Below are 23,870 nucleotides of genomic sequence, written 5' to 3'. Positions count from 1 at the left end.
ATCACCGAAGTGATTAGAAGCGGTAACCCACGCCAGCGATCCAGGTGCCAACGTCAACGCTACGAATACGGCTCTGCTCGTAGGAGAAGTCCAGAGCAACGTTTTCGATCGGGTTGAACTGCAGACCAGCACCGTAAGAGAAACCGTAGTCACTGGTGGTGTGGTTATCAGCCGGGGATGCTGCGTTCTGGAATTTACCGTAGCCAACACCCACTACACCGTAGATGCTTGCCCAGTCGTTCAGACGGTAAGCCGGGCCAGCAGTGATGCCGTAGTACTGGGTTTTGTTGTAGTCGCCAGACGCATCGGTACGATCTTTTTCAGTGTAAGTGAAGGAACCGATAACACCCAGCGGGTTGCTGTCCTGCTCGTAGCGATACTTCAGGTTAAAACCGTTCATTTTGTTCGCTGCGCCCTGAGCATCGCTCTGAGCGTAACCACCGGTAACGGTAGAAGTCGCAGCTACAGCAGTACCTGCGGAGAAAGCCAGAACAGCGGCCAGTGCTGAAAGACATGCAATTTTTTTCATAACCACCTCAAATGTGCTTCAAGTAAATCCTAAGTTTTAAATATACCAAAAATTGATGGGAAACTCTTTGCGATTCGCGATGTCTAACGGGGTCTTTCATGTAACAGAACGTTTCAGAAACCCGCTATCTCTTTCAATTAACATCACTTTTCTAACCTAAAATGCCATTATTGCGCGCAAAATATGGCACATTCATCCAGAATATTCCTAATCACACAGATTATTAATCCATCACTTTCATGCCATTGTACGGAACTGAGCAATTTTTTTTTCAACGAATACTCAACCAGCGGTGCGTATTTCCATTACACTCGCTGTTTTACTTTTCTATACATCACGTCATCCGTGTCGTAGCAAATTTGCAACGTCACGCAGATGAAGGCGTGTAATTATCATTTGACAGGAGAAAGGATGCCGGGGTCGTCACGTAAAGCGCCAGTCTGGTTGCCTATTTTGGTTTTGCTTATTGCTATGTCCTCCATTCAAAGCGGAGCATCTCTGGCAAAATCGCTATTCCCACTCGTCGGTGCGCCGGGCGTTACCGCATTGCGCCTTGCGCTGGGCACCCTCATCCTTATTGCCTTCTTTAAACCCTGGCGTTTGCGATTCGCCAAAGAACAACGCCTGCCGTTGTTGTTTTATGGTCTGTCTCTGGGCGGGATGAACTATCTCTTCTACCTGTCAATCCAGACCGTCCCGCTGGGAATTGCCGTAGCGCTGGAGTTCACCGGCCCGCTCGCGGTAGCGCTGTTTTCATCCCGACGTCCGGTGGATTTCATTTGGGTTGCACTGGCTGTACTCGGACTTTGGTTCCTGCTGCCGTTAGGTCAGGACGTTTCTCACGTGGATTTAACCGGCGCTGCGCTGGCGCTGGGCGCTGGCGCCTGCTGGGCAATCTATATTCTTACCGGGCAGCGTGCCGGCGCGGAACATGGTCCGGCGACCGTTGCGGTAGGGTCATTAATTGCGGCGCTGATTTTTGTACCCATCGGCGCGCTCCAGGCTGGGGATGCCTTGTGGCACTGGTCCATTCTGCCGTTAGGCCTGGCCATTGCGGTCCTCTCCACTGCGCTTCCCTACTCGCTGGAGATGATTGCGTTGACGCGGCTGCCAACACGCACTTTTGGTACTCTGATGAGTATGGAACCTGCACTGGCTGCGGTTTCAGGAATGATCTTCCTCGGTGAAACGCTGACGCTTGTCCAGACGCTCGCTCTGGGCGCCATTATTGTCGCATCAATGGGTTCGACGCTCACTATTCGCAAAGAACCACAAATTAAGCAAGTTGACGTGAATTAACTACTTAATATTCTGCATGGTTTGCATAATCATGCAGAATATTCAATTGTAAATCTGCGTGATAATTATTCTAATAAATATAATTTTCTCATCTACATATTTCTTGAAATTTTTACATTAACATAAAAATAACACACCTCCATTAGTAACCATCATATCTATATGATTTTATTAGTTATTTCATACCCACCCCTCTCTTCGCTATTAAAGTGATAGGTAACACCAGAAAAATAAATCCAAAATTCACGCTATACTTATTCCCGTTGAAGAGCTGGGACATAATTATCAAGAGGATATGAAAATATGAGTACCGCAAAACTGGTAAAAACAAAAGCATCTGCCCTCCTTTATACCCGCAACGATGTAACAGATAGCGAAAAGAAAGCGACCGTAGAGCTGCTGAATCAGCAAGTGATCCAGTTCATCGACCTGTCTTTGATCACCAAACAGGCTCACTGGAACATGCGCGGCGCGAACTTCATTGCTGTGCATGAAATGCTCGATGGCTTCCGTACTGCCCTGACCGATCACCTCGACACCATGGCTGAGCGCGCCGTACAGTTAGGCGGTGTGGCATTGGGTACCACCCAGGTTATTAACAGCAAAACGCCTCTGAAAAGCTATCCACTGGATATCCATAGCGTTCAGGACCACTTAAAAGAGCTGGCCGATCGTTATGCCGTCGTCGCTAACAGCGTCCGTAAAGCCATTAGCGAAGCAAAAGACGAAGATACAGCAGATATCTTCACCGCCGCTTCACGCGACCTCGACAAATTCCTGTGGTTTATCGAAGCCAACATTGAATAACAGCAGACATAAGAATTACCTATATAACCCTCGCCCTGGCGGGGGTTTTGCACATCTATGGTGCATGACATTGATCGTTCGTCACTCCAAAGTAAATTATTTGTAATAATCACTTCACACAATCGTTAACGAAAGATTGTTTTATCAACAATTTTTACGCTAAATAGTCATACCGTTTGCACTGTGTCAGGTACGCACCAAATGAGTGCCCCAAAACAGTGCAGATTACCCACTTTGCCCTACTTATTGTGCAGAGAAACGAGACACCCTCTTGTTAAAACAATGAGTTGCAAAACTGGCACGATTTTTTCATTAAGCCATATGTTCTCGCAGGGGATCGCCCCGTGGATAAAAAAGGAAATCCTATGAAGTCTGTATTAAAAGTCTCACTGGCTGCACTTACCCTGGCTTTTGCGGTGTCCTCCCATGCCGCAGATAAGAAACTGGTTGTCGCAACCGACACCGCATTTGTACCGTTCGAATTCAAACAGGGTGACAAATACGTTGGTTTTGATGTGGATCTGTGGGCTGCCGTGGCCAAAGAACTGAAGCTGGATTATGAACTGAAACCAATGGATTTCAGCGGCATCATCCCGGCTCTGCAAACCAAGAATATCGACCTGGCGCTGGCGGGTATCACCATCACTGATGAGCGTAAAAAAGCGATCGACTTCTCTGACGGCTACTACAAAAGCGGTCTGTTAGTGATGGTCAAAGCGAATAATAACGACGTGAAAAGCGTGAAAGATCTGGATGGTAAAGTCGTCGCTGTGAAGAGCGGCACGGGTTCCGTTGATTACGCGAAAGCTAACATCAAAACCAAAGATCTGCGTCAGTTCCCGAATATCGATAACGCATATATGGAACTGGGCACCAACCGCGCAGACGCCGTGCTGCACGACACGCCAAACATTCTTTACTTCATCAAAACCGCTGGCAACGGTCAGTTCAAAGCTGTAGGCGAATCCCTGGAAGCCCAGCAGTACGGTATCGCCTTCCCGAAAGGCAGCGATGAACTGCGTGAGAAAGTGAACGGCGCGCTGAAAACGCTGAAAGAGAACGGCACATACAACGAAATCTACAAAAAATGGTTCGGTACCGAACCTAAATAACAAGAACGTTCTGTAACGCCCGGTAGCGCCAGCGCCGCCGGGCCTGCAATTTTAAGTCATCGCGTTATGGCTCATTACTTTTCTCACCACGGTAACAGGAACGAAATATGCAGTTTGACTGGAGTGCCATCTGGCCCGCCATCCCGCTTTTGATTGAAGGCGCCAAAATGACCCTGTGGATCTCGGTCCTCGGTCTGGCAGGCGGTCTGATAATCGGGCTTGCAGCAGGGTTTGCGCGTACTTTCGGCGGTTGGATAGCCAACCACGTAGCGCTGGTGTTTATCGAAGTCATTCGCGGTACGCCAATCGTTGTGCAGGTGATGTTTATTTACTTTGCCCTCCCAATGGCATTTAACGATTTACGCATTGATCCCTTTAGCGCCGCCGTTGTCACCATCATGATCAACTCCGGCGCCTATATTGCGGAAATCACCCGCGGCGCGGTGCTCTCAATCCATAAAGGATTCAGCGAAGCCGGACTGGCGCTTGGGCTTTCACGTACAGAGACTATCCGCCACGTTATTTTACCTCTCGCGCTGCGTCGTATGCTGCCACCGCTGGGCAACCAGTGGATCATCAGCATTAAAGATACCTCGCTGTTTATTGTCATTGGCGTCGCTGAACTGACCCGTCAGGGCCAGGAAATCATTGCCGGTAACTTCCGCGCACTGGAAATCTGGAGCGCCGTTGCGGTGTTCTATCTGATCATTACGCTGGTGCTGAGCTTCATTCTGCGTCGTCTGGAAAGAAGGATGAAAATCCTGTGATTGAATTTAAAAACGTTTCTAAGCACTTTGGCCCAACCCAGGTGCTGCACAATATTGACCTGAACATTCAGCAGGGCGAAGTGGTGGTAATTATCGGACCATCCGGGTCCGGCAAATCAACCCTGCTGCGCTGCATTAACAAACTGGAAGAGATAACCTCTGGCGATCTGATCGTCGACGGTCTGAAGGTAAACGATCCAAAGGTAGACGAGCGGTTAATCCGCCAGGAAGCCGGGATGGTGTTTCAGCAGTTCTACCTGTTCCCGCATCTGACGGCGCTGGAAAACGTCATGTTCGGACCGCAGCGCGTACGCGGGGCGAATAAAGAACAGGCCGAGAAACTGGCTAAAGAGCTGCTGGCGAAAGTAGGTCTGGCCGAGCGTGCGCATCACTACCCTTCTGAGCTGTCTGGCGGTCAACAGCAGCGTGTGGCGATCGCCCGTGCGCTGGCGGTGAAGCCGAAAATGATGCTGTTTGATGAGCCAACCTCAGCGCTGGACCCGGAACTGCGCCACGAAGTTCTGAAAGTTATGCAGGATCTGGCGGAGGAAGGGATGACCATGGTGATTGTGACCCACGAAATCGGCTTTGCCGAAAAAGTGGCTTCACGCCTGATTTTCATCGATAAAGGACGTATTGCCGAAGACGGTAATCCGCAGGCCCTGATTGAAAATCCGCCCAGCCAACGTTTACAGGAATTCTTGCAGCACGTTTCCTGATAGCTCTCCCTCCCTTCGCCTGAAGGGAGGTTTTTCACCAGAATCCTCTCATTTCATTTCTCCCCCGCCCTGACATCTATACTTATCCTTTTGAATTTATTTTCTCATGGGAGGAGTCATGCGCTGGATCCTGTTCATCTTTGTTTGTCTGGTGAGTCTCCCGACTCAGGCGGTGACGATACCTGGCGTCACTACGCCAACGTCAACCAACGCGCAAACCGCGCCGGCGAAAGAGCCGGATGTTGAACAGAAGAAAGCGGCCTACGGCGCACTGGCTGATGTGCTGGAAAATGACGCCTCGCGCCAGGAACTGATCGGTCAGTTACGCAAAGTGGCGACAGCGCCCCCTGCCGAGCCGGTGCCAACCATTGTTCCGCCCACGTTAACGGAAGAAAAAACGGTGCTGGAAAACGTCACGGATGTCACCCGCCACTACGGTGAGGCGCTCTCCAGCCGCTTTGCTCAGCTTTACCGCAATATTACCGATGCACCACACAAGACCTTCAACCCGCAAACGTTCACCAATGCCCTGACCCATTTTTTAATGCTGGCGGCGTCAGTGTTCGGTTTTTTCTGGCTGCTTCGCCTGTGCGCGCTGCCGCTGTATCGCAAAATGGGGCAATGGGCACGACGGAAAAACCGCGAACGCAGCAACTGGCTCCAGCTTCCGGCGATGATCGTCGGCGCATTCATTATCGATTTGCTTCTGCTGGCGCTGACTTTGTTTGTCGGGCAGATACTGAGTGACAGAATGAACGCCGGTAGCCGCACTATCGCCTTTCAGCAAAGCCTGTTTCTCAATGCCTTTGCGTTGATTGAGTTCTTCAAAGCCATTCTACGCCTGATATTTTGCCCAACGGTGGCCGAACTGCGCCCGTTTAACATTCAGGATGCCGGTGCGCGCTACTGGAATCGCCGTTTAAGTTCATTGAGCAGCCTGATTGGATACGGACTTATCGTTGCCGTTCCCATTATCTCGAATCAGGTCAACGTGCAGGTCGGCGCGATGGCAAACGTCATCATCATGCTCTGTATCACGCTATGGGCGCTGTACCTGATTTTCAGAAACAAGAAAGAGATAACGCAGCATTTGCTGAATCTGGCGGAAAGATCGTTAGCGTTTTTCAGCCTGTTTATCCGCGCCTTTGCGCTGGTATGGCATTGGCTGGCCAGCGCCTACTTCATTGTGCTGTTTTTCTTCTCGCTGTTTGATCCTGGCAACAGCCTGAAATTCATGATGGGCGCTACGCTGCGTAGCCTGGTGATCATTGGAATCGCCGCCTTTGTTTCCGGTATGCTTTCCCGCTGGATAGCCAAAACTATTACCCTTTCGCCACACACCCAGCGCAGCTATCCGGAATTACAAAAACGGTTGAATGGCTGGCTGTCGACGGCGTTAAGCGTGGCCAGGATCCTGACGGTGTGCGTCGCGGTAATGCTGCTACTGAATGCCTGGGGATTGTTCGACTTCTGGAACTGGCTGCATTACGGCGCAGGAGAAAAAACGGTGGATATTCTGATCCGTATCGCGCTGATTTTATTCTTCTCCGCCATCGGCTGGACGATCCTTGCCAGCCTGATTGAAAATCGTCTGGCTTCCGATATTCACGGCCGCCCGCTCCCCAGCGCCCGTACCCGCACCCTGCTGACGCTGTTTCGCAACGCGCTGGCGGTGATCATCAGCACGATCACCATCATGATTGTGCTATCCGAAATTGGCGTCAATATAGCGCCCTTACTGGCCGGGGCCGGGGCGCTGGGGCTGGCTATCTCTTTCGGCTCGCAAACGCTGGTAAAAGATATTATTACCGGGATCTTTATTCAGTTCGAAAATGGCATGAACACCGGCGACCTGGTGACCATCGGTCCACTCACCGGTACGGTTGAACGGATGTCCATCCGCTCTGTGGGCGTCCGTCAGGACACCGGGGCGTACCATATCATTCCCTGGTCATCGATAACGACCTTCGCCAACTTTGTGCGCGGGATTGGATCGGTCGTCGCCAATTACGACGTAGACCGCCATGAGGATGCAGATAAAGCGAATCAGGCGTTGAAAGACGCTGTGGCTGCAGTGATGGAACAGGACGATATTCGCGGGCTGATTATTGGCGAACCGTCGTTTGCCGGGATTGTGGGGTTAACCAATACGGCCTTCACGCTACGGGTCTCATTTACCACATTACCGCTGAAACAGTGGACGGTACGTTTCGCGCTCGACAGCCAGGTGAAGAAATACTTCGATCTGGCCAACGTACGCGCGCCGGTACAGACGTATCAGGTTTTGCCTGCACCGGTGAATGGCCCTGCGTCGGCAGCAAGCGAACCGCTGCCGCCAACCGAGCCAACGCTTTAGCGTTTACGCGCCATAAAACGGCGACGCTGATCGTTATCCATAAAGGTCCAGGCAATAAAGCGACTCTGCTTTTGCCCCTGGGCCATCTCTTTCTTAACCACTTTCACCGCACCCGCATCCGTTAACGCGTGGTACAGCGGAGGCAAATTCTCACCGCGCGAAACCAGCGTGGTGAACCACATCACCTGACGGCCAAAGGCCTGGCTTTCGGCGATCATTTTTTTGATGAACGCCACTTCACCGCCTTCACACCACAGCTCCTGCTGCTGCCCGCCAAAGTTCAGCGCATCATCTTTATCCTGCCCCAGATTACGACGTTTGCGCTCGCTTCCGGCGCGGGCTGAAGCCGCAGAATCATGGAAAGGCGGGTTACACAATGTGGCTTCATATTGCTCATTCTTGTGAATGATACCGTTGAAGATTGCCGTAGCATCTTTCTGGCGACGCAGACGAATAGCACGAGTTAACCCCGGATTGGCATTTACGATCGCCTGAGCGCTGTTAAACGCTTCGCTACTGGTCTCACTACCGGTGAATCGCCAGCCATATTCATGCACGCCGATCAACGGATAAATACAGTTTGCCCCAACTCCCACGTCCAGCACGCTCGCATTTGCCGGAATGGTTCCGCTGGTTTCACCTAACAGGTCGGCCAGATGGTGAATGTAGTCAGCGCGACCAGGAACCGGCGGGCACAGAAAACCGTCTGGAATATCCCAGTTTTTCACCGCATAAAAATGCGCCAGCAGTGCTTTATTGAGCGCCTTCACTGCCTGCGGATTCGCGAAATCAACACTCTGCTCGCCGCCCGGCGTGAGGGTGAGAAATTGCGTCAACTCGGGTGTAACCTGGCATAAAGTCGCAAGATCATAACGGCCATTGTGGCGGTTACGTGGGTGTAATCCCGGTTTCTGGGGGGACATAGCATTCTCCTTTTAACAGCGGCGTAAGATACCCGCATAACGCCACGCGGTAAACACACAGCAAGGAAATTTGCTTTTTTTATACCTATTTGATGGCTTGCTGATTGTTCAAAAAACAGACGGCTCATCACCAGTTTTTTGCGGTAAATGTCATCCGCTGACGGCCTAAACTTATCAGGCACGACCTGTTGTTTCTCAGAGGATATCACCATGAAGAAATGCCTCACATTCCTTGCCGCTACCGTACTGACCGGCATGACATTTGCGTCCTTTGCTGCACAGCCCTACACCAGCCCTCAAACCGGCCAGCTACAAGCTTCCGGCACTGTTTTCGCTACCGGAGCTTCTAACCTGAGCGATCTCGAAGACAAGCTGGCAGAGAAAGCGAAAGAGCAAGGCGCAAAAGGCTTTGTCGTCAATTCTGCGGGCGGTAAAAACCAGATGTACGGCAGCGCAACTATCTATAAGTAGTCCCTCACCTTAGCCCAACTGCATTCACCCCGAATGCAGTTTGCTACCTACTGTTCACGTCGTTCACCGCTCAAATTGTAATCATCGTGTAGCAATTTTGAATCCAATGTAAATAAATGTATTTATTTTTGAATTAATGAATGCTAAAACGTCGCACTGATTAGTAATGCTTATCAAAATCATTATCAATTACACATTCACTCCCGCGAGGCCTGCAGGGTATAACATCCACAGAGATGTCCCTTCACGCGAGTGAAACCGTCTACTCAAAAAATAATAAGTCACTCACTAACATGGATAAAAATCGCAATTTGCCTGCCAGTAGTTTTCATTCACTGACTTTTTTTGCCGGTCTGTGTATTGGCCTGTGTCCGGTAGCTCAGGCTGTCGCCGCGGGCGATCAAGATAAAAAACAAGAAGATACGCTGGTTGTTGAAGCGGCCAAACCTTCGTTATACGCCCCAACGCAGTCTGCCGACCCTAAGTTCTCCCGCCCGGTAGCGGATACAACCCGCACCATGACAGTGATTTCTGAGCAGGTGATTAAGGATCAAGGTGCAACCAATCTGACCGATGCGCTGAAAAACGTACCGGGCGTTGGCGCGTTTTTCGCCGGTGAGAACGGTAACTCCACCACCGGTGACGCGGTGTACATGCGTGGTGCGGATACCTCGAACAGTATTTATATCGACGGTATCCGAGATATTGGCAGCGTTACGCGCGACACTTTCAATACCGAACAGGTTGAAGTGTTCAAAGGCCCCTCCGGCACCGACTATGGCCGTAGCGCGCCAACGGGCTCCATCAATATGATCAGCAAACAGCCGCGCACTGACTCAGGGATCGATGCCTCGGCCAGCGTCGGTAGCGCCTGGTTCCGCCGTGGTACGCTGGACATTAACCAGGTCATCGGCGAGACCACCGCTGCACGGTTAAACCTGATGGGTGAAAAAACGCATGATGCCGGTCGCGATAACGTTAAGAATGAACGTTATGGTGTGGCCCCCTCTCTCGCCTTTGGCTTAGGCACTGAGAACCGACTGTATCTGAACTATCTGCATGTCACCCAGCACAACACCCCGGATGGCGGTGTCCCGACCATCGGTCTGCCGGGATATTCCGCGCCTTCCGCGGGGACTGCTGCACTGAATCAGTCAGGAAAAGTGGATACGCATAACTTCTACGGTACCAACTCGGATTACGACGATTCAACGACCGATACCGCAACGATGCGTTTTGAACATGACCTGAACGACAGCACCACTATTCGCAACACCACCCGCTGGTCACGCATTAAGCAGGATTATCTGATGACGGCGGTGATGGGCGGCGCGACTAACATCACTCAACCCTCCAGCAGCGTCGACACCTGGACCTGGTCACGCCTGGCAAATACCAAAGATGTCAGCAATAAGATCCTGACCAACCAGACCAACCTGACCTCAAAATTTTACACGGGAGCCATCGGTCACGACATCAGCACCGGCGTGGAGCTAACGCGTGAAACGCAAACCAACTATGGTGTAAACCCGATCACCCCGCCGCCGGTAAATATCTATCACCCCGACAGCAATGTGAATATCGGCGGATTGTCTCGTAACGGCGCTAATGCTAACGGGCAAACCGATACCTTCGGTGTATACGCCTTTGATACGCTACAGATTACCCGTGAGTTTGAACTGAACGGTGGTATTCGCCTCGACAATTACCGCACGGAATATGACAGCGCCACCGCTTGCGGCGCTTCTGGTCGCGGCGCGGTCGCGTGTCCGACAGGCGTGGCGAAAGGTTCTCCGGTCACCACCGTGGATACTGCCAAATCAGGCAATCTGGTGAACTGGAAAGCGGGCGCGCTGTATCACCTGACCGATAACGGTAACGTTTACATTAACTACGCCGTTTCTCAGCAACCGCCGGGCGGCAGCAACTTTGCCCTCGCTCAGGGCGGAAGTGGTAACAGTGCGAACCGTACCGATTTCAAACCGCAGAAAGCGAAAACCAGCGAGATCGGCACCAAATGGGAGGTGCTGGATAAGCGCCTGCTGTTAACTGCCGCGATTTTCCGTACGGATATTGAGAACGAAGTTGAGCAGAACGACGACGGCACATATTCCCAGTACGGGGAGAAGCGCGTTGAAGGTTACGAACTCTCGGTAGCAGGGAACATCACTCCCGCATGGCAGGTTATTGGGGGTTACACCCAGCAGCGCGCGACGATCCACAGCGGCAAAAACGTTGCTCAGGATGGTTCTTCATCCCTGCCGTACACGCCAGAACATGCGTTCACGCTGTGGAACCAGTATCAGGCTACCGATGATATCTCCGTTGGCGCGGGCGCTCGCTACGTGGGCAGTATGCATCGCGGTTCCGACGGGGCCGTGGGTACGCCATCCTACACCGAAGGTTACTGGGTCGCCGACGCGAAACTGGGTTATCGCGTGAATCGCAATCTCGATTTCCAGTTGAACGTCTATAACCTGTTCGACACCGATTATGTATCCTCCATTAACAAGAGCGGATACCGTTACCATCCGGGCGAGCCAAGAACCTTCCTGCTCACGGCAAATATGCATTTCTGATCTTTTACGTGGGGCGTAAGCCCCACTTTCAGGAGAAACACTGATGATGTATCACATTCCCGGCATTCTGTCGGCGCAGGATGTCGCTTGGTTTCGCGAACAACTGGACGCTGCCGACTGGGTTGATGGCCGAGCAACCACCGGAGCTCAGGGCGCGCAGGTTAAAAACAACCAGCAGGTGGATACGCAAAGTGAGCGTTACGGCGTTTTACAACAGGCGGTACAAAACGCGGTGAACAACAGCGCGTTATTCTTCGCCGCTGCATTACCGAAAACGCTTTCCACACCGCTGTTCAATCGCTACCAGGACAACGAGACCTACGGTTTTCACGTTGACGGCGCGGTGCGTAGTCATCCGCAAAACGGCTGGATGCGCACAGATCTTTCCGCCACCTTATTCCTGAGTAATCCCGACGATTATGAGGGAGGAGAGCTGCTGGTCAATGACACCTACGGCCAGCATGCGGTAAAACTTCCGGCAGGCGATCTGGTACTTTACCCTTCCAGCAGCCTGCACTGCGTTACGCCGGTGACCCGTGGGGTTCGGGTGGCATCCTTTATGTGGATCCAGTCGATGATCCGGGACGATAAAAATCGCGCCATGCTTTTTGAACTGGATAAAAACATCCAGTCCCTGAAGACACGTCATGGGGAGAGTAGCGAGATCCTGTCGCTTCTCAATCTCTACCATAACCTGCTGCGCGAATGGTCTGAAATCTGATACCGCTGACACGTGGTCGTTTTTCAGCCATCACATTCGCTATACTTATTTTGTAGACATCAGCAGGAGGTAGGTATGGCATCCGGATGGGCAAATGACGACGCTGTTAACGAACAGATCAACAATACTATTGAAGATGCTGTTGCCCGCGCCCGCGGTGAGTTACCGACGGGGAAAGTCTGTATGAATGCGAAGAATGTGGCAATCCAATCCCTCAGGCCAGACGGAAGGCGGTGCCCGGCGTACGCTTGTGCATCACATGCCAGCAGGATAAAGATTCACATAGCGCAGCATTTTCAGGATATAATCGCAGAGGTTCGAAAGACAGCCAGCTACGTTGACTTATCTTTACCGAAAGTTTCAGCGCATACGATTTCCTTTACGAGCACGCTTTTTTGCACTCTGTGTAGCAAAATGTGCCGTTGTCGGTTTCTCTGTAAAGCGCAATGACAAGAACTGTAAATCCCTCTTTCGAATTTATTAATATTCAATAAGTTATTTGTCATTCAATTTTTTTGATTGATGTCGTCAATTCTATTCGATTTTATCTCGCATAAAAAAACGTGATACTTCTCACATCGACGAAACAACGTCTTCTTAAAGAACACTGACTAACAGAACAAACCTGCGAGAAATTAATCATGAAAAATATCAAATTTGCTGTTGCCGCCATCGCTCTGTCTACCCTGTCATTTGGCGTTTTTGCTGCCGAGCCAGTTTCCTCTACTCAGGCGCAAAACATGAACAAAATTGGTGTGGTATCTGCTGACGGCGCCACCACGTTGGACGGCCTGGAAGCAAAACTGGCTGAAAAAGCGACCGCTGCTGGCGCAACGGGTTACAGCATCACTTCTGCTATCGGCAAAGACAAAATGAGCGGCACCGCGGTTATCTATAAATAACCGAAAGATTACCTGTACGACCCAATGCTCCAACCCTCATTGACCCTGTTTGTTACCCTTTGTTTGCCCGTCCGCCACTGGACGGGCTTTTTTTTGCTTAGTGTTCCAGTCGTTGACGGAATTCCTGCAACACGGCGTCTGGCATCCCTATTTGCAACGCCGCCTCGCAAATCGCCTGCCAGCTTCCGGCATCCAGCGGAATACCTTGCTCCAGCCGTTCTTCACGAGTATTCACCTCCCACTCCCCTGGCAACAGGATCGGGGCATCTTCAGCATGGGGGGACGCTTTCACCCACTTAGCAAAGGCCGCGACCTGGTTGTCGCAGTCCGGCGCGCCAAACAGTTCCGGATTCATAATGATGGTCGTCATACAGTTAATGATGGCGTCCGCGCTGGTCTGCAGGCTCTCTTCATGTGTGGTTTTACCACCAGAAAGCGCTCCCCCCATAATTTCGCACATTGCCGCCAGCGCATAACCTTTGTGTTGGGCGAAGGTCAGCAACGACCCCAGCGGAGAGACCTGCATTACGGCAGGATCGGTTGTGGGTACCCCATTAGCATCAATCAGGCATCCCGGAGCCACCAGCTCACCCTTGTGCCATGCCACGCGGGTTTTGCCAAACGCGATGGCGCTGGTTGCATAGTCCAGCAACAACGGGAACGTATTTTTACGCGGGAACACCACGCAGAAGGGGTTAGTGCCAAATCGACTATCGCGGCCATGAAACGGTGCGACCATCGGGATCCCTACCACATTCACAAAGTGCACCGAAACAAAACCCGCCGCCGCACATTGCTCCGCCCAGTAGCCAATGCGTCCAATATGGTGCGAATTATGTAATGCCACGGCAGCGATACCGTACTGGCGCGCTTTTTCGATCCCAAGCGTAATTGCCTCGTGGGCCGCCACCTGACCAAATGCGCAGTCGCCGTCAAGCGTAATCACCGCTCCCGCATCGTTGACCACTTTGGCATGGCGGTTGATCTGCAGGTGTCCCTGCGAAAATGAGCGAATATAGCTTGGGATCATGCCGATACCGTGGGAGTCGTGGCCGGCGAGGTTAGAGGCTATCAGATGATCTGCTACCAGCCGCGCCTCCAGCTCATTGCTTCCCATCTGGTGAAAAACGGCCTGGATAAAGGCGTGCAGCGTTGGCACATGGAAGCGATGTCCACTGTTCATTGTTATCTCCTGTTGAGTCGCGTGTTGATTGTGTTTCTTATTTTTCAACAAACTATGCTGCGCCACAGCGCTCAGGAGATCAATAAACGTGCAGAAATTTCACGTTGCCGGAAAGCGTGAACCGACGGGCCTGGCAAATGACCCGTCGAGAGAAAGAAAAATCAGAAGCTTTGCTCGACGCGGCCAAGTCCTTCAGCCAGCGTCGCGGATTCACCGGTTGCTACCAGACAGCAGGCCATCTGGATTTTCAGCGATGCCGGAACCGGCTCACTGCCCGCCAGACAACGCTCAATCCAGCGCGCGGTAGTTTCCGGGTCTTTAGCCACCGGCAGCGGGACCGGCTCATCGGGCATCTCGCTCTGCCGGTCCTGTAGCACTCGCACGCCGGACGAATCTATCAGGCTTATCTGCGGGCAGCGCTGCGGGTTGGCGTACACTTCACCCTCGGTACCGTGCATCAACAGGGCACGCCCACCGATATCGCCGAAAAATTTCGCCACGCGCGATACGTATTCCGGGTGGGAAACGCTGGAAAGACGCAGCGCGGCATCTTCGGCAAACGGCGTGGCTAATTTAGCCAACGTATGCGCACTGTTACGCACGCCCATTCGCCAGCGCATCGCCAGCTGTTTTTCCAGCGGAGGACACAGCGCACTCACCGGGATAAACACCGGCTCATGACCATCCAGCTTTGCCTGCGCCTGCCCGGCATGCAGCGTCGGCGCAATCCCCATCAGTTCGAAAATGGTTTCAGTCAGCACGCGGGTTGGATCCTCGCTGACACCGTGCACCACCACCGGGAAGCCCAGCTTATGCAGTAAAATCGCCAGCAGCGGAGTCAAATTTGCCTGCTTGCGCGCGCCATTGTAGCTGGGAATGACAATCGGCATGGGTTTGGCCACTGGCGGAGTCAGGCGAATGGTGTGGTTCTGCATCGCTTCGTAAAAGCCCAGCATCTCCGCTTCGCCTTCGCCTTTAATACGCAGCGCAATCAGTACACCGCCCATCTCAAGATCGGGTACCTCGCCGTTCATCATATGGGTATACAGTCCGCGAGCAGTATCCTTATCCAGGTCACGCGCGTGATTTTTTCCTCGCCCAATCTCTTTGATGATTTTGCGGTAATCCATCGATAACTCCTTGCCTGTTGCTCGCATCGTTAACGCCGACGGCGACGCGTGGGTTTCGCTTTTTCTTTTGGTTTTACTATAACGTCTGGCACAGCAGGTTGCTCTATCGGAAATATGGGTAATGCGTTCAGTAAACGCTTGCCATAGCTTTTGGTCAATAAACGCTTGTCATAAATAACCACTTCTCCCCAGCAGCCGTGGCTACGAATGAGTCGCCCAACCTGCTGGATCAAATTGAATGACGCCGCGGGCAAGCTCTGCACCTCAAAGGGGTAGCGGTTCAGGCTTTTCAGCCACTCGCCCTCGGTGATCACCACCGGGCTGTCGATAGGCGGAAAAGCAATTTTGTGAATATGCACCTGGGTCAGCAAGTCGCCTTTCAAATCCAGACCTTCGGCAAAAGATTGCAGCCCAATCAGTACGCTACGCTCGCCGTTGGTCACCCGCTTGCGGTGCAGCTCCACCAGTCGATAGCGCGGCTGGTCGCCCTGTACCAGCAACAGCAGACGCAGATCGGTAACGTGCTCAAGAAAACGCTGCATTGCCCGACCGCTGGCAAAGAGTACTAGCATGCCCTGATGCTCTTTACTTTCCAGCTGTTCGCGGAAATAGGCGGCCATTTCCGCGATATGCTGCTCTTCGTTATCAATTGACGGTTCGTAGCGCATCTGCGGAATGACGATTTTGCCTTGCTCAACGTGATTAAACGGTGAATCCAGCGCGATAAACCTGTCCCCTGCTTTTTCTTTCAGCCCGCTCATCTCCTGCAAACGCGAGAAGCTGTTGAGCGAACGCAGCGTGGCAGAGGTCACGATAATATGCGGTACGCTGCGCCACAGCAGTCGTTCAAGCTGATCGCTCACACGGATCCCCACACAGTGGAACCAGACGTGGATCTGCCCGTCACGCACTTCGCGCGTCGCCCATTTACTCACCGGCGCGCCTGACGACTGCGCGAGCGAAGCCAGCCGCCACAGTTTGCTTTGCGCCTCAAACATGCCCAACGCCCGATTCATCTGCAAAATAACCCGATGCAGACGCACAATATCGTGGGTGCCGGTTTTTTCGCTGAGATCGTTGAGGAACAGTTCCGCCAGACCGCGCAGCATTTCTGTTAGCTTCGCCAGACGCTGACAAATCTCCATCACTTCCGCAGGCAGTTCGCCCATCGCGAAGCGGTGTTCCGCCTCCTGGGTCGCAGGCATGTACAAATTAAGAATGTTATTGAGCGATGAAATCAGCTCATACAGTTCCTCACAGTGACCGCTCAGACGCTCGGCATTCGCCAGCGGCGGCGTGGTTTTTGGACGAAACTGTTCCAGGCAGGTGGCTACTAATTTGCAAAACAGATCCAACTGCAGTCGATACCAGGGGGCGCTGATTTCTGCGCTCATCTCCAGCGCATCGCGCGCGACGTCCGGCAAATGGTGACCTTCATCAAGGACCAGCAGCAGGTTCTTCGGCTCCGGCAAAACAGCTTCGCTTTCCATGGCCGCCATCACCAGCGCGTGGTTAGCCACCACCACTTCGGCTTCCTGAATCTCACGGCGGGCGACAAAAAAGGGGCATTCACGATAGTAGTGACAGTTACGATTCAAACAGCTGGCTTTATCAGTGCTCAGGCGCTGCCAGAGTCCGTCGTCGATAGCGATATCCGTGTGATCGCGCAGCCCGTCCCACTTGTAGCTATCGAGATCGCCTTTTAGCCTGGCGCAGCGCTTTTGTTCTTCCTGGTTGTTGGGCGTCAGGTCATCGTCGAGAAAGGCCAACAGATCCTGCTGATTGGGTTCGCTACTGGCCAGCGCCGCTAAATTACGCGGGCAGACGTAACGCCCGCGACCAAACGCGGCGGTAAAACGTAGATCGGGGATAATTTTGCGCAGCAGCGGTAAATCTTTGCTGTAGATCTGATCCTGTAAAGCAACGTTGGCGGTACTGACCACCAGCGTTTTTTGTTCTTCACGCGCTATGGCAATACCGGGAATCAGGTACGACAGCGTTTTCCCCACCCCGGTCGGCGCTTCAATCGCCAGATGCCGCCCTTCTTCCCCAGTGAGCGTTTTCGCGACGTCAGCAATCATCTGCCGCTGCGGCGCACGGGGAATAAAGTCGGGGATCTGTTCCTGAAGCGCCTTATACCAGGCGGCAATTTGCGCTTTTAGCGCAGCCGTTAGTGCCATGAGAAAACCTGAAATACTGTATAAACAGCCACTATTGTGGCACTTTCTGATACGTGTCGCAAAAAGAAAAGCCCGACCTTTCGGCCGGGCTCGCAATTACTGCGCTGTAGACGGTTTGCGCGGACGGCGCGGTGGACGAGGCTTATCGCCCGCCGGTTTGCCTTCGCCGCTACGCGGTTTCGCTTTTGGCGCACCGCCATCCTGACGACGCGGCTGCTGACCACGCCTTGCGCCACCCTGACCGCGACCACCGCCGCCACGCTGCTGGCGACCATTCTGGATCGGCTCGGCTTTGATGGACGGGTCTGGCTCGTAGCCTGGCATCGCAATTCGCGGAATCTCTTTTTTCAGCAGCTTCTCGATGTCACGCAGCAGCTTGTGTTCATCGACGCACACCAGAGACAACGCTTCGCCGGTAGCGGCCGCACGACCGGTACGACCAATACGGTGCACGTAATCTTCCGGGACGTTTGGCAGCTCGTAGTTCACCACGTGCGGCAGCTCTTCAATATCCAGACCGCGCGCGGCAATATCGGTCGCCACCAGCACACGAATATCACCGGATTTAAAATCAGCCAGCGCACGCGTACGCGCCCCCTGAGATTTATTACCGTGGATCGCCGCGCTGCGAATGCCGTCTTTATTCAGCTGTTCCGCCAGATGGTTCGCACCATGTTTGGTACGGGTAAACACCAGCACCTGCTGCCAGTTGCCCTGACCGATCATCTGCGACAACAGTTCACGTTTACGCTTTTTATCAACAAAATGAACGTGCTGAGTCACCTGCTCTGACGCGGTATTACGGCGCGCCACTTCGATTTCCAGCGGATTGTGCAGCAGCTTTTCGGCCAGCGACTTAATATCATCAGAGAATGTTGCTGAGAACAGCAGGTTCTGGCGTTTTGCCGGCAGTTTCGCCAGAACGCGACGGATATCATGAATAAAGCCCATATCCAGCATGCGGTCAGCTTCATCCAGTACCAGAATCTCAACCTGATCCAGTTTCACCGCATTCTGGTGTTCCAGATCGAGCAAACGACCAGGCGTGGCGATCAGCACATCCACACCGCCGCGCAGCTTCATCATCTGTGGGTTAATGCTCACGCCGCCGAAGACCACCAGCGAGCGAATATTCAGATACTTACTGTAATCACGTACGTTTTCGCCAATCTGGGCCGCCAGTTCGCGGGTTGGCGTGAGGATCAGCGCACGCACCGGACGACGGCTTTTGCCATGCGGCTGATGGGTAATCAGGTGCTGCAACAGCGGCAGGGTAAAACCTGCCGTTTTCCCCGTACCGGTCTGGGCGCTGGCCATCAGATCGCGGCCTTCCAGCACGGCAGGGATCGCCTGCTGCTGAATAGGGGTAGGTTCACGGTAACCCTGCTCGGCAACGGCACGTAAAATTTCAGGGTTTAAACCAAGGGAATCAAAAGACATAACAACTCCGAACCACCCTGACCGTTACCGGTGTCGTTTTCAGGGAGATACATATAATAAAGATGACAAAAACCACAATGTCATGAAGGGGCGGAGTGTAGCAGTTTTTGTGATGTGCCGCATAAATTATCCCTGCGCTGAAAAATAACGGTCCGGACTGGACAAGGTTACACATCAGTCATAATCTTAATCAATCGATTGATTAAGATCTGAGTCGTGCTATGAATACACCCACCATGACAACCAAAGGTGAACAGGCGAAAAATCAGCTCATTGCCGCCGCGCTGGCGCAGTTTGGCGAGTATGGTCTGCACGCCACTACTCGCGATATCGCCGCGCAGGCCGGGCAAAATATTGCTGCTATCACCTACTATTTTGGCTCAAAAGAGGATTTATATCTCGCCTGCGCCCAGTGGATTGCGGATTTTATCGGCTCACAGTTTCGCCCGCACGCTGAAGAAGCCGAGCGTCTGTTTGCTCAGCCGGAACCGGATCGTGGCGCGATGCGCGAACTGATCCTCCGCGCCTGCAAAAATATGATCATGCTGTTAACCCAGGACGATACCGTTAACCTGAGCAAATTTATTTCGCGCGAACAGCTTTCACCCACCGCGGCTTATCAACTGGTGCACGACCAGGTTATCAATCCGCTGCATACTCACCTGACGCGCCTGATTGCTGCCTATACCGGCGGCGATGCCAACGATACCCAAATGATCCTGCACACCCACGCCCTACTCGGCGAGGTACTGGCCTTTCGTCTGGGGAAAGAAACCATTCTGTTGCGTACGGGCTGGTCACAATTTGATGAGGATAAAACCGCGCTGATTGACCAAACGATCACCTGTCACATCGATCTTATTCTGCAAGGTTTAACGCAAAGGAGTCTGGAGTCATGAAAAAACCTGTCGTTCTCGGGCTGGTCATCGCGGCCCTCGTTGCCGTGATTGCCGGTGGAACGTGGTGGTATCAAAGTCGGCAAGATAACGGTCTGACGCTGTACGGCAATGTCGATATCCGTAGCGTCAACCTGAGTTTTCGCGTCGGCGGCAGGCTGGCCTCGCTGGCGGTTGACGAAGGCGATGCCATTACCGCCGGTCAGGTGCTGGGCGAACTGGACCGTGCACCGTACGAAAACGCATTAATGCAGGCAAAAGCGAATGTTGCCGCCGCGCAGGCGCAATACGATCTGATGCTGGCAGGGTATCGTGAAGAAGAGATCGCGCAAACCGCAGCGGCAGTCAAACAGGCGCAGGCAGCCTATGATTACGCGCAAAACTTTTACAATCGGCAGGTGGGATTGTGGAAAAGCCGCACTATCTCCGCCAACGATCTGGAAAACGCCCGTTCATCACGCGATCAGGCGCTGGCCTCTCTGAAGTCCGCACAGGATAAACTCAGCCAATACCGCAGCGGTAATCGTGTGCAGGACATTGAGCAGGCGAAAGCCACGCTCGAACAAGCTCAGGCCGAGCTGGCCCAGGCAGAGCTTAATTTGCATGACACCACGCTGACCTCGCCGTCTGACGGCTCGTTACTCACCCGTGCGGTCGAACCCGGCAGCATGTTGAACGAAGGGGGCACGGTACTGACGCTGTCACTCACGCGTCCGGTATGGGTTCGCGCCTACGTTGACGAACGAAATCTGAGCCAGGCGCAGCCAGGACGCGAAATCCTGCTTTACACCGATGGCCGTCCGGATAAACCGTATCACGGTAAAATCGGCTTCGTGTCGCCCACCGCCGAGTTTACCCCAAAAACAGTCGAGACCCCTGACCTGCGCACCGACCTGGTTTATCGCCTGCGTATTGTGGTGACCGACGCGGACGATGCGCTGCGCCAGGGAATGCCGGTAACGATAAAGTTCAGCGATGAGGCACGGCATGAATGACGCCGTCATTACGCTGAATGGACTGACGAAAAACTTTGCCGGAATGGATAAACCGGCCGTCGCCCCACTCGACTGTACCGTTCATGCGGGCTACGTGACCGGGCTGGTCGGGCCGGATGGCGCTGGCAAAACCACGCTGATGCGAATGCTTGCAGGGCTGTTGAAACCCGACGCCGGTAGCGCAACGGTAATTGGTTTTGATCCCATCAAAGACGACAGCGCGCTGCATGCGGTACTGGGGTACATGCCGCAGAAATTTGGTCTGTATGAAGATTTGACCGTCATGGAGAACCTCAATCTCTATGCAGATTTACGTAGCGTTACCGGTGAAGCGCGAGAAAAAACCTTTGCCCGGTTACTGGAATTTACTTCGCTGGGGCCGTTTACCGGACGCCTGGCCGGCAAGCTTTCCGGCGGCATGAAACAGAAGCTCGGACTTGCCTGTACGCTGGTCGGCTCACCCAGCGTGTTACTGCTGGATGAGCCTGGCGTGGGCGTCGACCCTATTTCCCGTCGCGAACTGTGGCAAATGGTTCATGAACTGGCCGGGGACGGCATGCTGATCCTCTGGAGCACGTCGTATCTGGATGAAGCTGAACAATGCCGTGATGTGCTGCTGATGAACGAAGGTGAATTGCTGTATCAGGGCGATCCCACTCAGCTTACGCAAACCATGTCGGGTCGCAGCTTCCTGATGAGCAGTTCGCAGGAAAATAACCGCCGACTGCTGCAACGCACGTTAAAACTGCCGCAGGTTAGCGACGGGATGATTCAGGGGAAATCCGTCCGCTTAATCCTGAAAAAAGAAGCGACGGCCCAGCAGATTCAAAACGCTGACGGCATGCCGGAGATAACCATCAACGAAACCGCCCCCCGCTTCGAGGATGCCTTTATCGATTTACTCGGCGGGGCCGGAACATCGGAGTCACCGCTGGGCGCTATCCTGCATACCGTGGAAGGCACGCCAGGTGAAACGGTGATCGAAGCCAAAGCGCTGACCAAAAAATTTGGCGATTTTGCCGCTACCGACCACGTAGACTTTGCCGTGCAGCGCGGCGAGATTTTTGGTTTGTTAGGGCCCAACGGCGCGGGCAAATCCACTACCTTTAAAATGATGTGCGGCCTGCTGGTCCCCACCTCGGGTAAAGCGCTGGTGCTGGACATGGACCTGAAGGTCAGCTCCGGTAAAGCGCGCCAGCATCTGGGCTATATGGCGCAGAAATTCTCCCTGTATGGCAACCTGACCGTTGAACAGAATCTGCGCTTTTTCTCCGGCGTCTACGGCCTACGCGGTCGGGCGCAGAAGGAGAAAATCGAGCGGATGAGCGAGGCATTCGGCCTGAAGAGTATCGCCTCCCACGCCACCGACGAACTGCCGCTGGGCTTTAAACAGCGCCTGGCGCTGGCCTGTTCGCTGATGCATGAACCCGACATTCTGTTCCTCGATGAACCCACTTCCGGGGTCGATCCCCTCACCCGTCGGGAGTTCTGGTTACATATCAACAGTATGGTGGAAAAAGGCGTCACGGTGATGGTGACCACCCACTTTATGGATGAGGCAGAATACTGCGATCGCATCGGGCTGGTGTATCGCGGCAAACTGATTGCCAGCGGTACACCGGACGACCTGAAAGCTCAGGCTGCTGACAGTGAGACGCCAGACCCGACCATGGAACAGGCGTTTATCACGCTAATCAATGACTGGGATAAGGAGCATACGCATGAGTAACTCCGTTCTCTCCTGGCGTCGCGTACGCGCGCTGTGCGTGAAAGAGACGCGCCAGATCGTCCGCGATCCCAGCAGTTGGCTGATTGCGGTGGTGATCCCGCTGCTGTTGCTGTTTATCTTCGGCTACGGGATCAACCTCGACTCCAGCAAGCTGCGGGTAGGGATTTTGCTCGAACAGCAAAGCGAAGAGGCGCTGGATTTTACCCATACCATGACCGGTTCACCGTATATTGACGCCACCATCAGCGATAACCGTCAAGAATTGATTGAGAAAATGCAGGCCGGGCGCATTCGCGGGCTGGTGGTGATCCCGGTGGATTTCGCCCAGCAGATGGCGCGACCCAACGACGTGGCGCCGATCCAGGTGATCACCGACGGCAGTGAACCGAATACCGCTAACTTTGTACAGGGTTATGTCGAAGGCATCTGGCAGATTTGGCAACAACAGCGGGCGGAAGATCGCGGAGAATCATTTGAACCTTTGATCGACGTGCAGACCCGCTACTGGTTTAACCCGGCGGCCATCAGCCAACATTTTATTATTCCCGGGGCGGTAACCATCATCATGACGGTTATTGGCGCTATCCTCACCTCATTAGTGGTGGCGCGCGAATGGGAGCGCGGAACCATGGAAGCGCTGTTGTCTACCGAAGTCACCCGCGTCGAACTGCTGCTGTGCAAACTGATCCCCTATTACTTTCTGGGCATGCTGGCGATGCTGCTGTGTATGCTGGTGTCGGTGTTTATTCTCGGCGTGCCCTATCGCGGTTCGTTGCTGATCCTGTTTTTCATTACCAGTCTGTTTCTGCTCAGCACGCTCGGCATGGGGTTGCTTATCTCCACCATCACCCGCAATCAGTTTAACGCCGCGCAGGTCGCGCTAAACGCCGCCTTCCTGCCTTCGATTATGCTGTCGGGTTTTATCTTCCAGATAGACAGCATGCCGGCGATTATCCGGGCAGTAACCTATATTATTCCGGCTCGTTATTTCGTCAGCACCCTACAAAGCCTGTTTCTGGCGGGAAATATTCCGGTGGTGCTGATTATCAACGTGCTGTTTTTAATCGCTTCGGCGGTGATGTTTATTGGCCTGACGTGGCTTAAAACCAAACGTCGGCTGGATTAAGGGGAC

20 protein-coding genes and 1 pseudogene are annotated in these 23,870 nt (G+C 53.3%); 15 read left to right on the top strand and 6 right to left on the bottom strand.

Annotated features, from left to right (window positions below):
• Positions 1 to 13: 13 nt before the first annotated feature.
• Positions 14 to 529, bottom strand: coding sequence for an outer membrane protein OmpX (ompX, locus tag N0B36_RS03140; protein ID WP_016152372.1), 516 nt, complete (start codon positions 527 to 529; stop codon positions 14 to 16).
• A 411-nt stretch (positions 530 to 940) separates the two neighbouring features.
• Between ompX and rhtA the strand changes: the two genes are divergently transcribed.
• The 6 genes from rhtA (at position 941) to ybiO (ending at position 7,589) form a co-directional block, all read left to right on the top strand.
• Positions 941 to 1,828 carry a threonine/homoserine exporter RhtA gene (rhtA, locus tag N0B36_RS03135; protein WP_016156069.1) on the top strand — a complete coding sequence of 296 codons (888 nt, stop codon included), beginning with the start codon at positions 941 to 943 and terminating at the stop codon, positions 1,826 to 1,828.
• Positions 1,829 to 2,131: 303 nt separating this feature from the next.
• A complete protein-coding gene (gene dps, locus N0B36_RS03130) occupies positions 2,132 to 2,635 on the top strand; it encodes a DNA starvation/stationary phase protection protein Dps (RefSeq protein WP_006685362.1) in 504 nt (167 codons plus the stop codon).
• A 365-nt stretch (positions 2,636 to 3,000) separates the two neighbouring features.
• Positions 3,001 to 3,747, top strand: coding sequence for a glutamine ABC transporter substrate-binding protein GlnH (gene glnH / locus N0B36_RS03125; protein ID WP_016152370.1), 747 nt, complete (start codon positions 3,001 to 3,003; stop codon positions 3,745 to 3,747).
• A 107-nt stretch (positions 3,748 to 3,854) separates the two neighbouring features.
• Complete coding sequence (glnP, locus tag N0B36_RS03120; protein ID WP_003035248.1) at positions 3,855 to 4,514, top strand: glutamine ABC transporter permease GlnP; 660 nt, start codon at positions 3,855 to 3,857, stop codon at positions 4,512 to 4,514.
• Complete coding sequence (glnQ, locus tag N0B36_RS03115; RefSeq protein ID WP_003035246.1) at positions 4,511 to 5,233, top strand: glutamine ABC transporter ATP-binding protein GlnQ; 723 nt, start codon at positions 4,511 to 4,513, stop codon at positions 5,231 to 5,233. Before glnP ends, glnQ begins: the two co-directional genes overlap by 4 nt.
• 118 nt (positions 5,234 to 5,351) lie before the next feature.
• Positions 5,352 to 7,589, top strand: coding sequence for a mechanosensitive channel protein (ybiO, locus tag N0B36_RS03110; RefSeq protein ID WP_046274641.1), 2,238 nt, complete (start codon positions 5,352 to 5,354; stop codon positions 7,587 to 7,589).
• Here the strand turns inward: ybiO and rlmF are convergent.
• On the bottom strand, positions 7,586 to 8,512 hold the full coding sequence (gene rlmF, locus N0B36_RS03105) for a 23S rRNA (adenine(1618)-N(6))-methyltransferase RlmF (RefSeq protein ID WP_016152368.1): 927 nt from the start codon (positions 8,510 to 8,512) through the stop codon (positions 7,586 to 7,588). The two genes, ybiO and rlmF, sit on opposite strands and share 4 nt — an antisense overlap.
• 210 nt (positions 8,513 to 8,722) lie before the next feature.
• Between rlmF and mcbA the strand changes: the two genes are divergently transcribed.
• The 5 genes and pseudogenes from mcbA to ybiJ all read left to right on the top strand — a co-directional run bounded on the left by mcbA (position 8,723) and on the right by ybiJ (position 13,185).
• Positions 8,723 to 8,983: a DUF1471 family periplasmic protein McbA gene (mcbA, locus tag N0B36_RS03100; RefSeq protein ID WP_016152367.1), complete on the top strand. Its 261-nt coding sequence runs from the start codon at positions 8,723 to 8,725 to the stop codon at positions 8,981 to 8,983.
• 293 nt (positions 8,984 to 9,276) lie between these two features.
• On the top strand, positions 9,277 to 11,562 hold the full coding sequence (locus N0B36_RS03095) for a catecholate siderophore receptor Fiu (RefSeq protein WP_259686052.1): 2,286 nt from the start codon (positions 9,277 to 9,279) through the stop codon (positions 11,560 to 11,562).
• 43 nt (positions 11,563 to 11,605) lie between these two features.
• The gene (gene ybiX / locus N0B36_RS03090) at positions 11,606 to 12,283 is read left to right on the top strand and encodes a PKHD-type hydroxylase YbiX (protein ID WP_046274640.1); all 678 of its coding nucleotides are present in this window, start codon (positions 11,606 to 11,608) and stop codon (positions 12,281 to 12,283) included.
• Positions 12,284 to 12,358: 75 nt separating this feature from the next.
• Positions 12,359 to 12,624: pseudogene (locus tag N0B36_RS03085) on the top strand (DksA/TraR family C4-type zinc finger protein).
• Between the two features lie 300 nt (positions 12,625 to 12,924).
• Positions 12,925 to 13,185 (top strand): DUF1471 family protein YbiJ, encoded by a 261-nt coding sequence (gene ybiJ, locus N0B36_RS03080; protein WP_016152363.1) that lies wholly within the window; start codon positions 12,925 to 12,927, stop codon positions 13,183 to 13,185.
• Between the two features lie 97 nt (positions 13,186 to 13,282).
• Here the strand turns inward: ybiJ and N0B36_RS03075 are convergent, their stop codons facing one another.
• The 4 genes from N0B36_RS03075 to rhlE all read right to left on the bottom strand — a co-directional run bounded on the left by N0B36_RS03075 (position 13,283) and on the right by rhlE (position 19,118).
• On the bottom strand, positions 13,283 to 14,368 hold the full coding sequence (locus tag N0B36_RS03075) for a malate/lactate/ureidoglycolate dehydrogenase (protein ID WP_200079522.1): 1,086 nt from the start codon (positions 14,366 to 14,368) through the stop codon (positions 13,283 to 13,285).
• Between the two features lie 161 nt (positions 14,369 to 14,529).
• Positions 14,530 to 15,498: a DNA-binding protein YbiB gene (ybiB, locus tag N0B36_RS03070; RefSeq protein WP_016156063.1), complete on the bottom strand. Its 969-nt coding sequence runs from the start codon at positions 15,496 to 15,498 to the stop codon at positions 14,530 to 14,532.
• Positions 15,499 to 15,527: 29 nt separating this feature from the next.
• Entirely contained in the window at positions 15,528 to 17,678 is a 2,151-nt protein-coding gene (gene dinG / locus N0B36_RS03065) for an ATP-dependent DNA helicase DinG (protein ID WP_259686051.1), read from the bottom strand.
• Between the two features lie 96 nt (positions 17,679 to 17,774).
• Positions 17,775 to 19,118 carry an ATP-dependent RNA helicase RhlE gene (rhlE, locus tag N0B36_RS03060; RefSeq protein WP_259686050.1) on the bottom strand — a complete coding sequence of 448 codons (1,344 nt, stop codon included), beginning with the start codon at positions 19,116 to 19,118 and terminating at the stop codon, positions 17,775 to 17,777.
• A gap of 221 nt (positions 19,119 to 19,339) precedes the next feature.
• On the opposite strand from rhlE, the gene cecR reads away from it, so the two are divergent.
• The 4 genes from cecR to N0B36_RS03040 are packed head-to-tail and all read left to right on the top strand — an operon-like array spanning position 19,340 to position 23,864.
• Positions 19,340 to 20,017, top strand: coding sequence for a transcriptional regulator CecR (gene cecR / locus N0B36_RS03055; RefSeq protein WP_016152358.1), 678 nt, complete (start codon positions 19,340 to 19,342; stop codon positions 20,015 to 20,017).
• A complete protein-coding gene (gene hlyD / locus N0B36_RS03050) occupies positions 20,014 to 21,009 on the top strand; it encodes a secretion protein HlyD (RefSeq protein ID WP_259686049.1) in 996 nt (331 codons plus the stop codon). Before cecR ends, hlyD begins: the two co-directional genes overlap by 4 nt.
• Positions 21,002 to 22,738, top strand: coding sequence for an ATP-binding cassette domain-containing protein (locus N0B36_RS03045; protein WP_259686048.1), 1,737 nt, complete (start codon positions 21,002 to 21,004; stop codon positions 22,736 to 22,738). Before hlyD ends, N0B36_RS03045 begins: the two co-directional genes overlap by 8 nt.
• On the top strand, positions 22,731 to 23,864 hold the full coding sequence (locus tag N0B36_RS03040; RefSeq protein ID WP_016156059.1) for an ABC transporter permease: 1,134 nt from the start codon (positions 22,731 to 22,733) through the stop codon (positions 23,862 to 23,864). The genes N0B36_RS03045 and N0B36_RS03040 overlap by 8 nt, the downstream gene beginning before the upstream one ends.
• Positions 23,865 to 23,870: the final 6 nt, after the last annotated feature.

This window comes from Citrobacter sp. XY323 (assembly GCF_025106035.1).
GTDB classification, from domain to species: domain Bacteria; phylum Pseudomonadota; class Gammaproteobacteria; order Enterobacterales; family Enterobacteriaceae; genus Citrobacter; species Citrobacter braakii.
The sequence above is the reverse complement of the archived record's forward strand: the minus strand, read 5'-3'. Positions and strand labels throughout refer to the sequence as shown.

What these genes read in the sequence shown, in the direction of transcription:
- ompX (WP_016152372.1), bottom strand. Translation starts at nt 529, where the DNA reads ATGAAAAAAATTGCATGTCTTTCAGCACTGGCCGCTGTTCTGGCTTTC.
- rhtA (WP_016156069.1), top strand. Translation starts at nt 941, where the DNA reads ATGCCGGGGTCGTCACGTAAAGCGCCAGTCTGGTTGCCTATTTTGGTT.
- dps (WP_006685362.1), top strand. Translation starts at nt 2,132, where the DNA reads ATGAGTACCGCAAAACTGGTAAAAACAAAAGCATCTGCCCTCCTTTAT.
- glnH (WP_016152370.1), top strand. Translation starts at nt 3,001, where the DNA reads ATGAAGTCTGTATTAAAAGTCTCACTGGCTGCACTTACCCTGGCTTTT.
- glnP (WP_003035248.1), top strand. Translation starts at nt 3,855, where the DNA reads ATGCAGTTTGACTGGAGTGCCATCTGGCCCGCCATCCCGCTTTTGATT.
- ybiO (WP_046274641.1), top strand. Translation starts at nt 5,352, where the DNA reads ATGCGCTGGATCCTGTTCATCTTTGTTTGTCTGGTGAGTCTCCCGACT.
- rlmF (WP_016152368.1), bottom strand. Translation starts at nt 8,512, where the DNA reads ATGTCCCCCCAGAAACCGGGATTACACCCACGTAACCGCCACAATGGC.
- mcbA (WP_016152367.1), top strand. Translation starts at nt 8,723, where the DNA reads ATGAAGAAATGCCTCACATTCCTTGCCGCTACCGTACTGACCGGCATG.
- N0B36_RS03095 (WP_259686052.1), top strand. Translation starts at nt 9,277, where the DNA reads ATGGATAAAAATCGCAATTTGCCTGCCAGTAGTTTTCATTCACTGACT.
- ybiX (WP_046274640.1), top strand. Translation starts at nt 11,606, where the DNA reads ATGATGTATCACATTCCCGGCATTCTGTCGGCGCAGGATGTCGCTTGG.
- ybiJ (WP_016152363.1), top strand. Translation starts at nt 12,925, where the DNA reads ATGAAAAATATCAAATTTGCTGTTGCCGCCATCGCTCTGTCTACCCTG.
- N0B36_RS03075 (WP_200079522.1), bottom strand. Translation starts at nt 14,368, where the DNA reads ATGAACAGTGGACATCGCTTCCATGTGCCAACGCTGCACGCCTTTATC.
- ybiB (WP_016156063.1), bottom strand. Translation starts at nt 15,498, where the DNA reads ATGGATTACCGCAAAATCATCAAAGAGATTGGGCGAGGAAAAAATCAC.
- dinG (WP_259686051.1), bottom strand. Translation starts at nt 17,678, where the DNA reads ATGGCACTAACGGCTGCGCTAAAAGCGCAAATTGCCGCCTGGTATAAG.
- rhlE (WP_259686050.1), bottom strand. Translation starts at nt 19,118, where the DNA reads ATGTCTTTTGATTCCCTTGGTTTAAACCCTGAAATTTTACGTGCCGTT.
- cecR (WP_016152358.1), top strand. Translation starts at nt 19,340, where the DNA reads ATGAATACACCCACCATGACAACCAAAGGTGAACAGGCGAAAAATCAG.
- hlyD (WP_259686049.1), top strand. Translation starts at nt 20,014, where the DNA reads ATGAAAAAACCTGTCGTTCTCGGGCTGGTCATCGCGGCCCTCGTTGCC.
- N0B36_RS03045 (WP_259686048.1), top strand. Translation starts at nt 21,002, where the DNA reads ATGAATGACGCCGTCATTACGCTGAATGGACTGACGAAAAACTTTGCC.
- N0B36_RS03040 (WP_016156059.1), top strand. Translation starts at nt 22,731, where the DNA reads ATGAGTAACTCCGTTCTCTCCTGGCGTCGCGTACGCGCGCTGTGCGTG.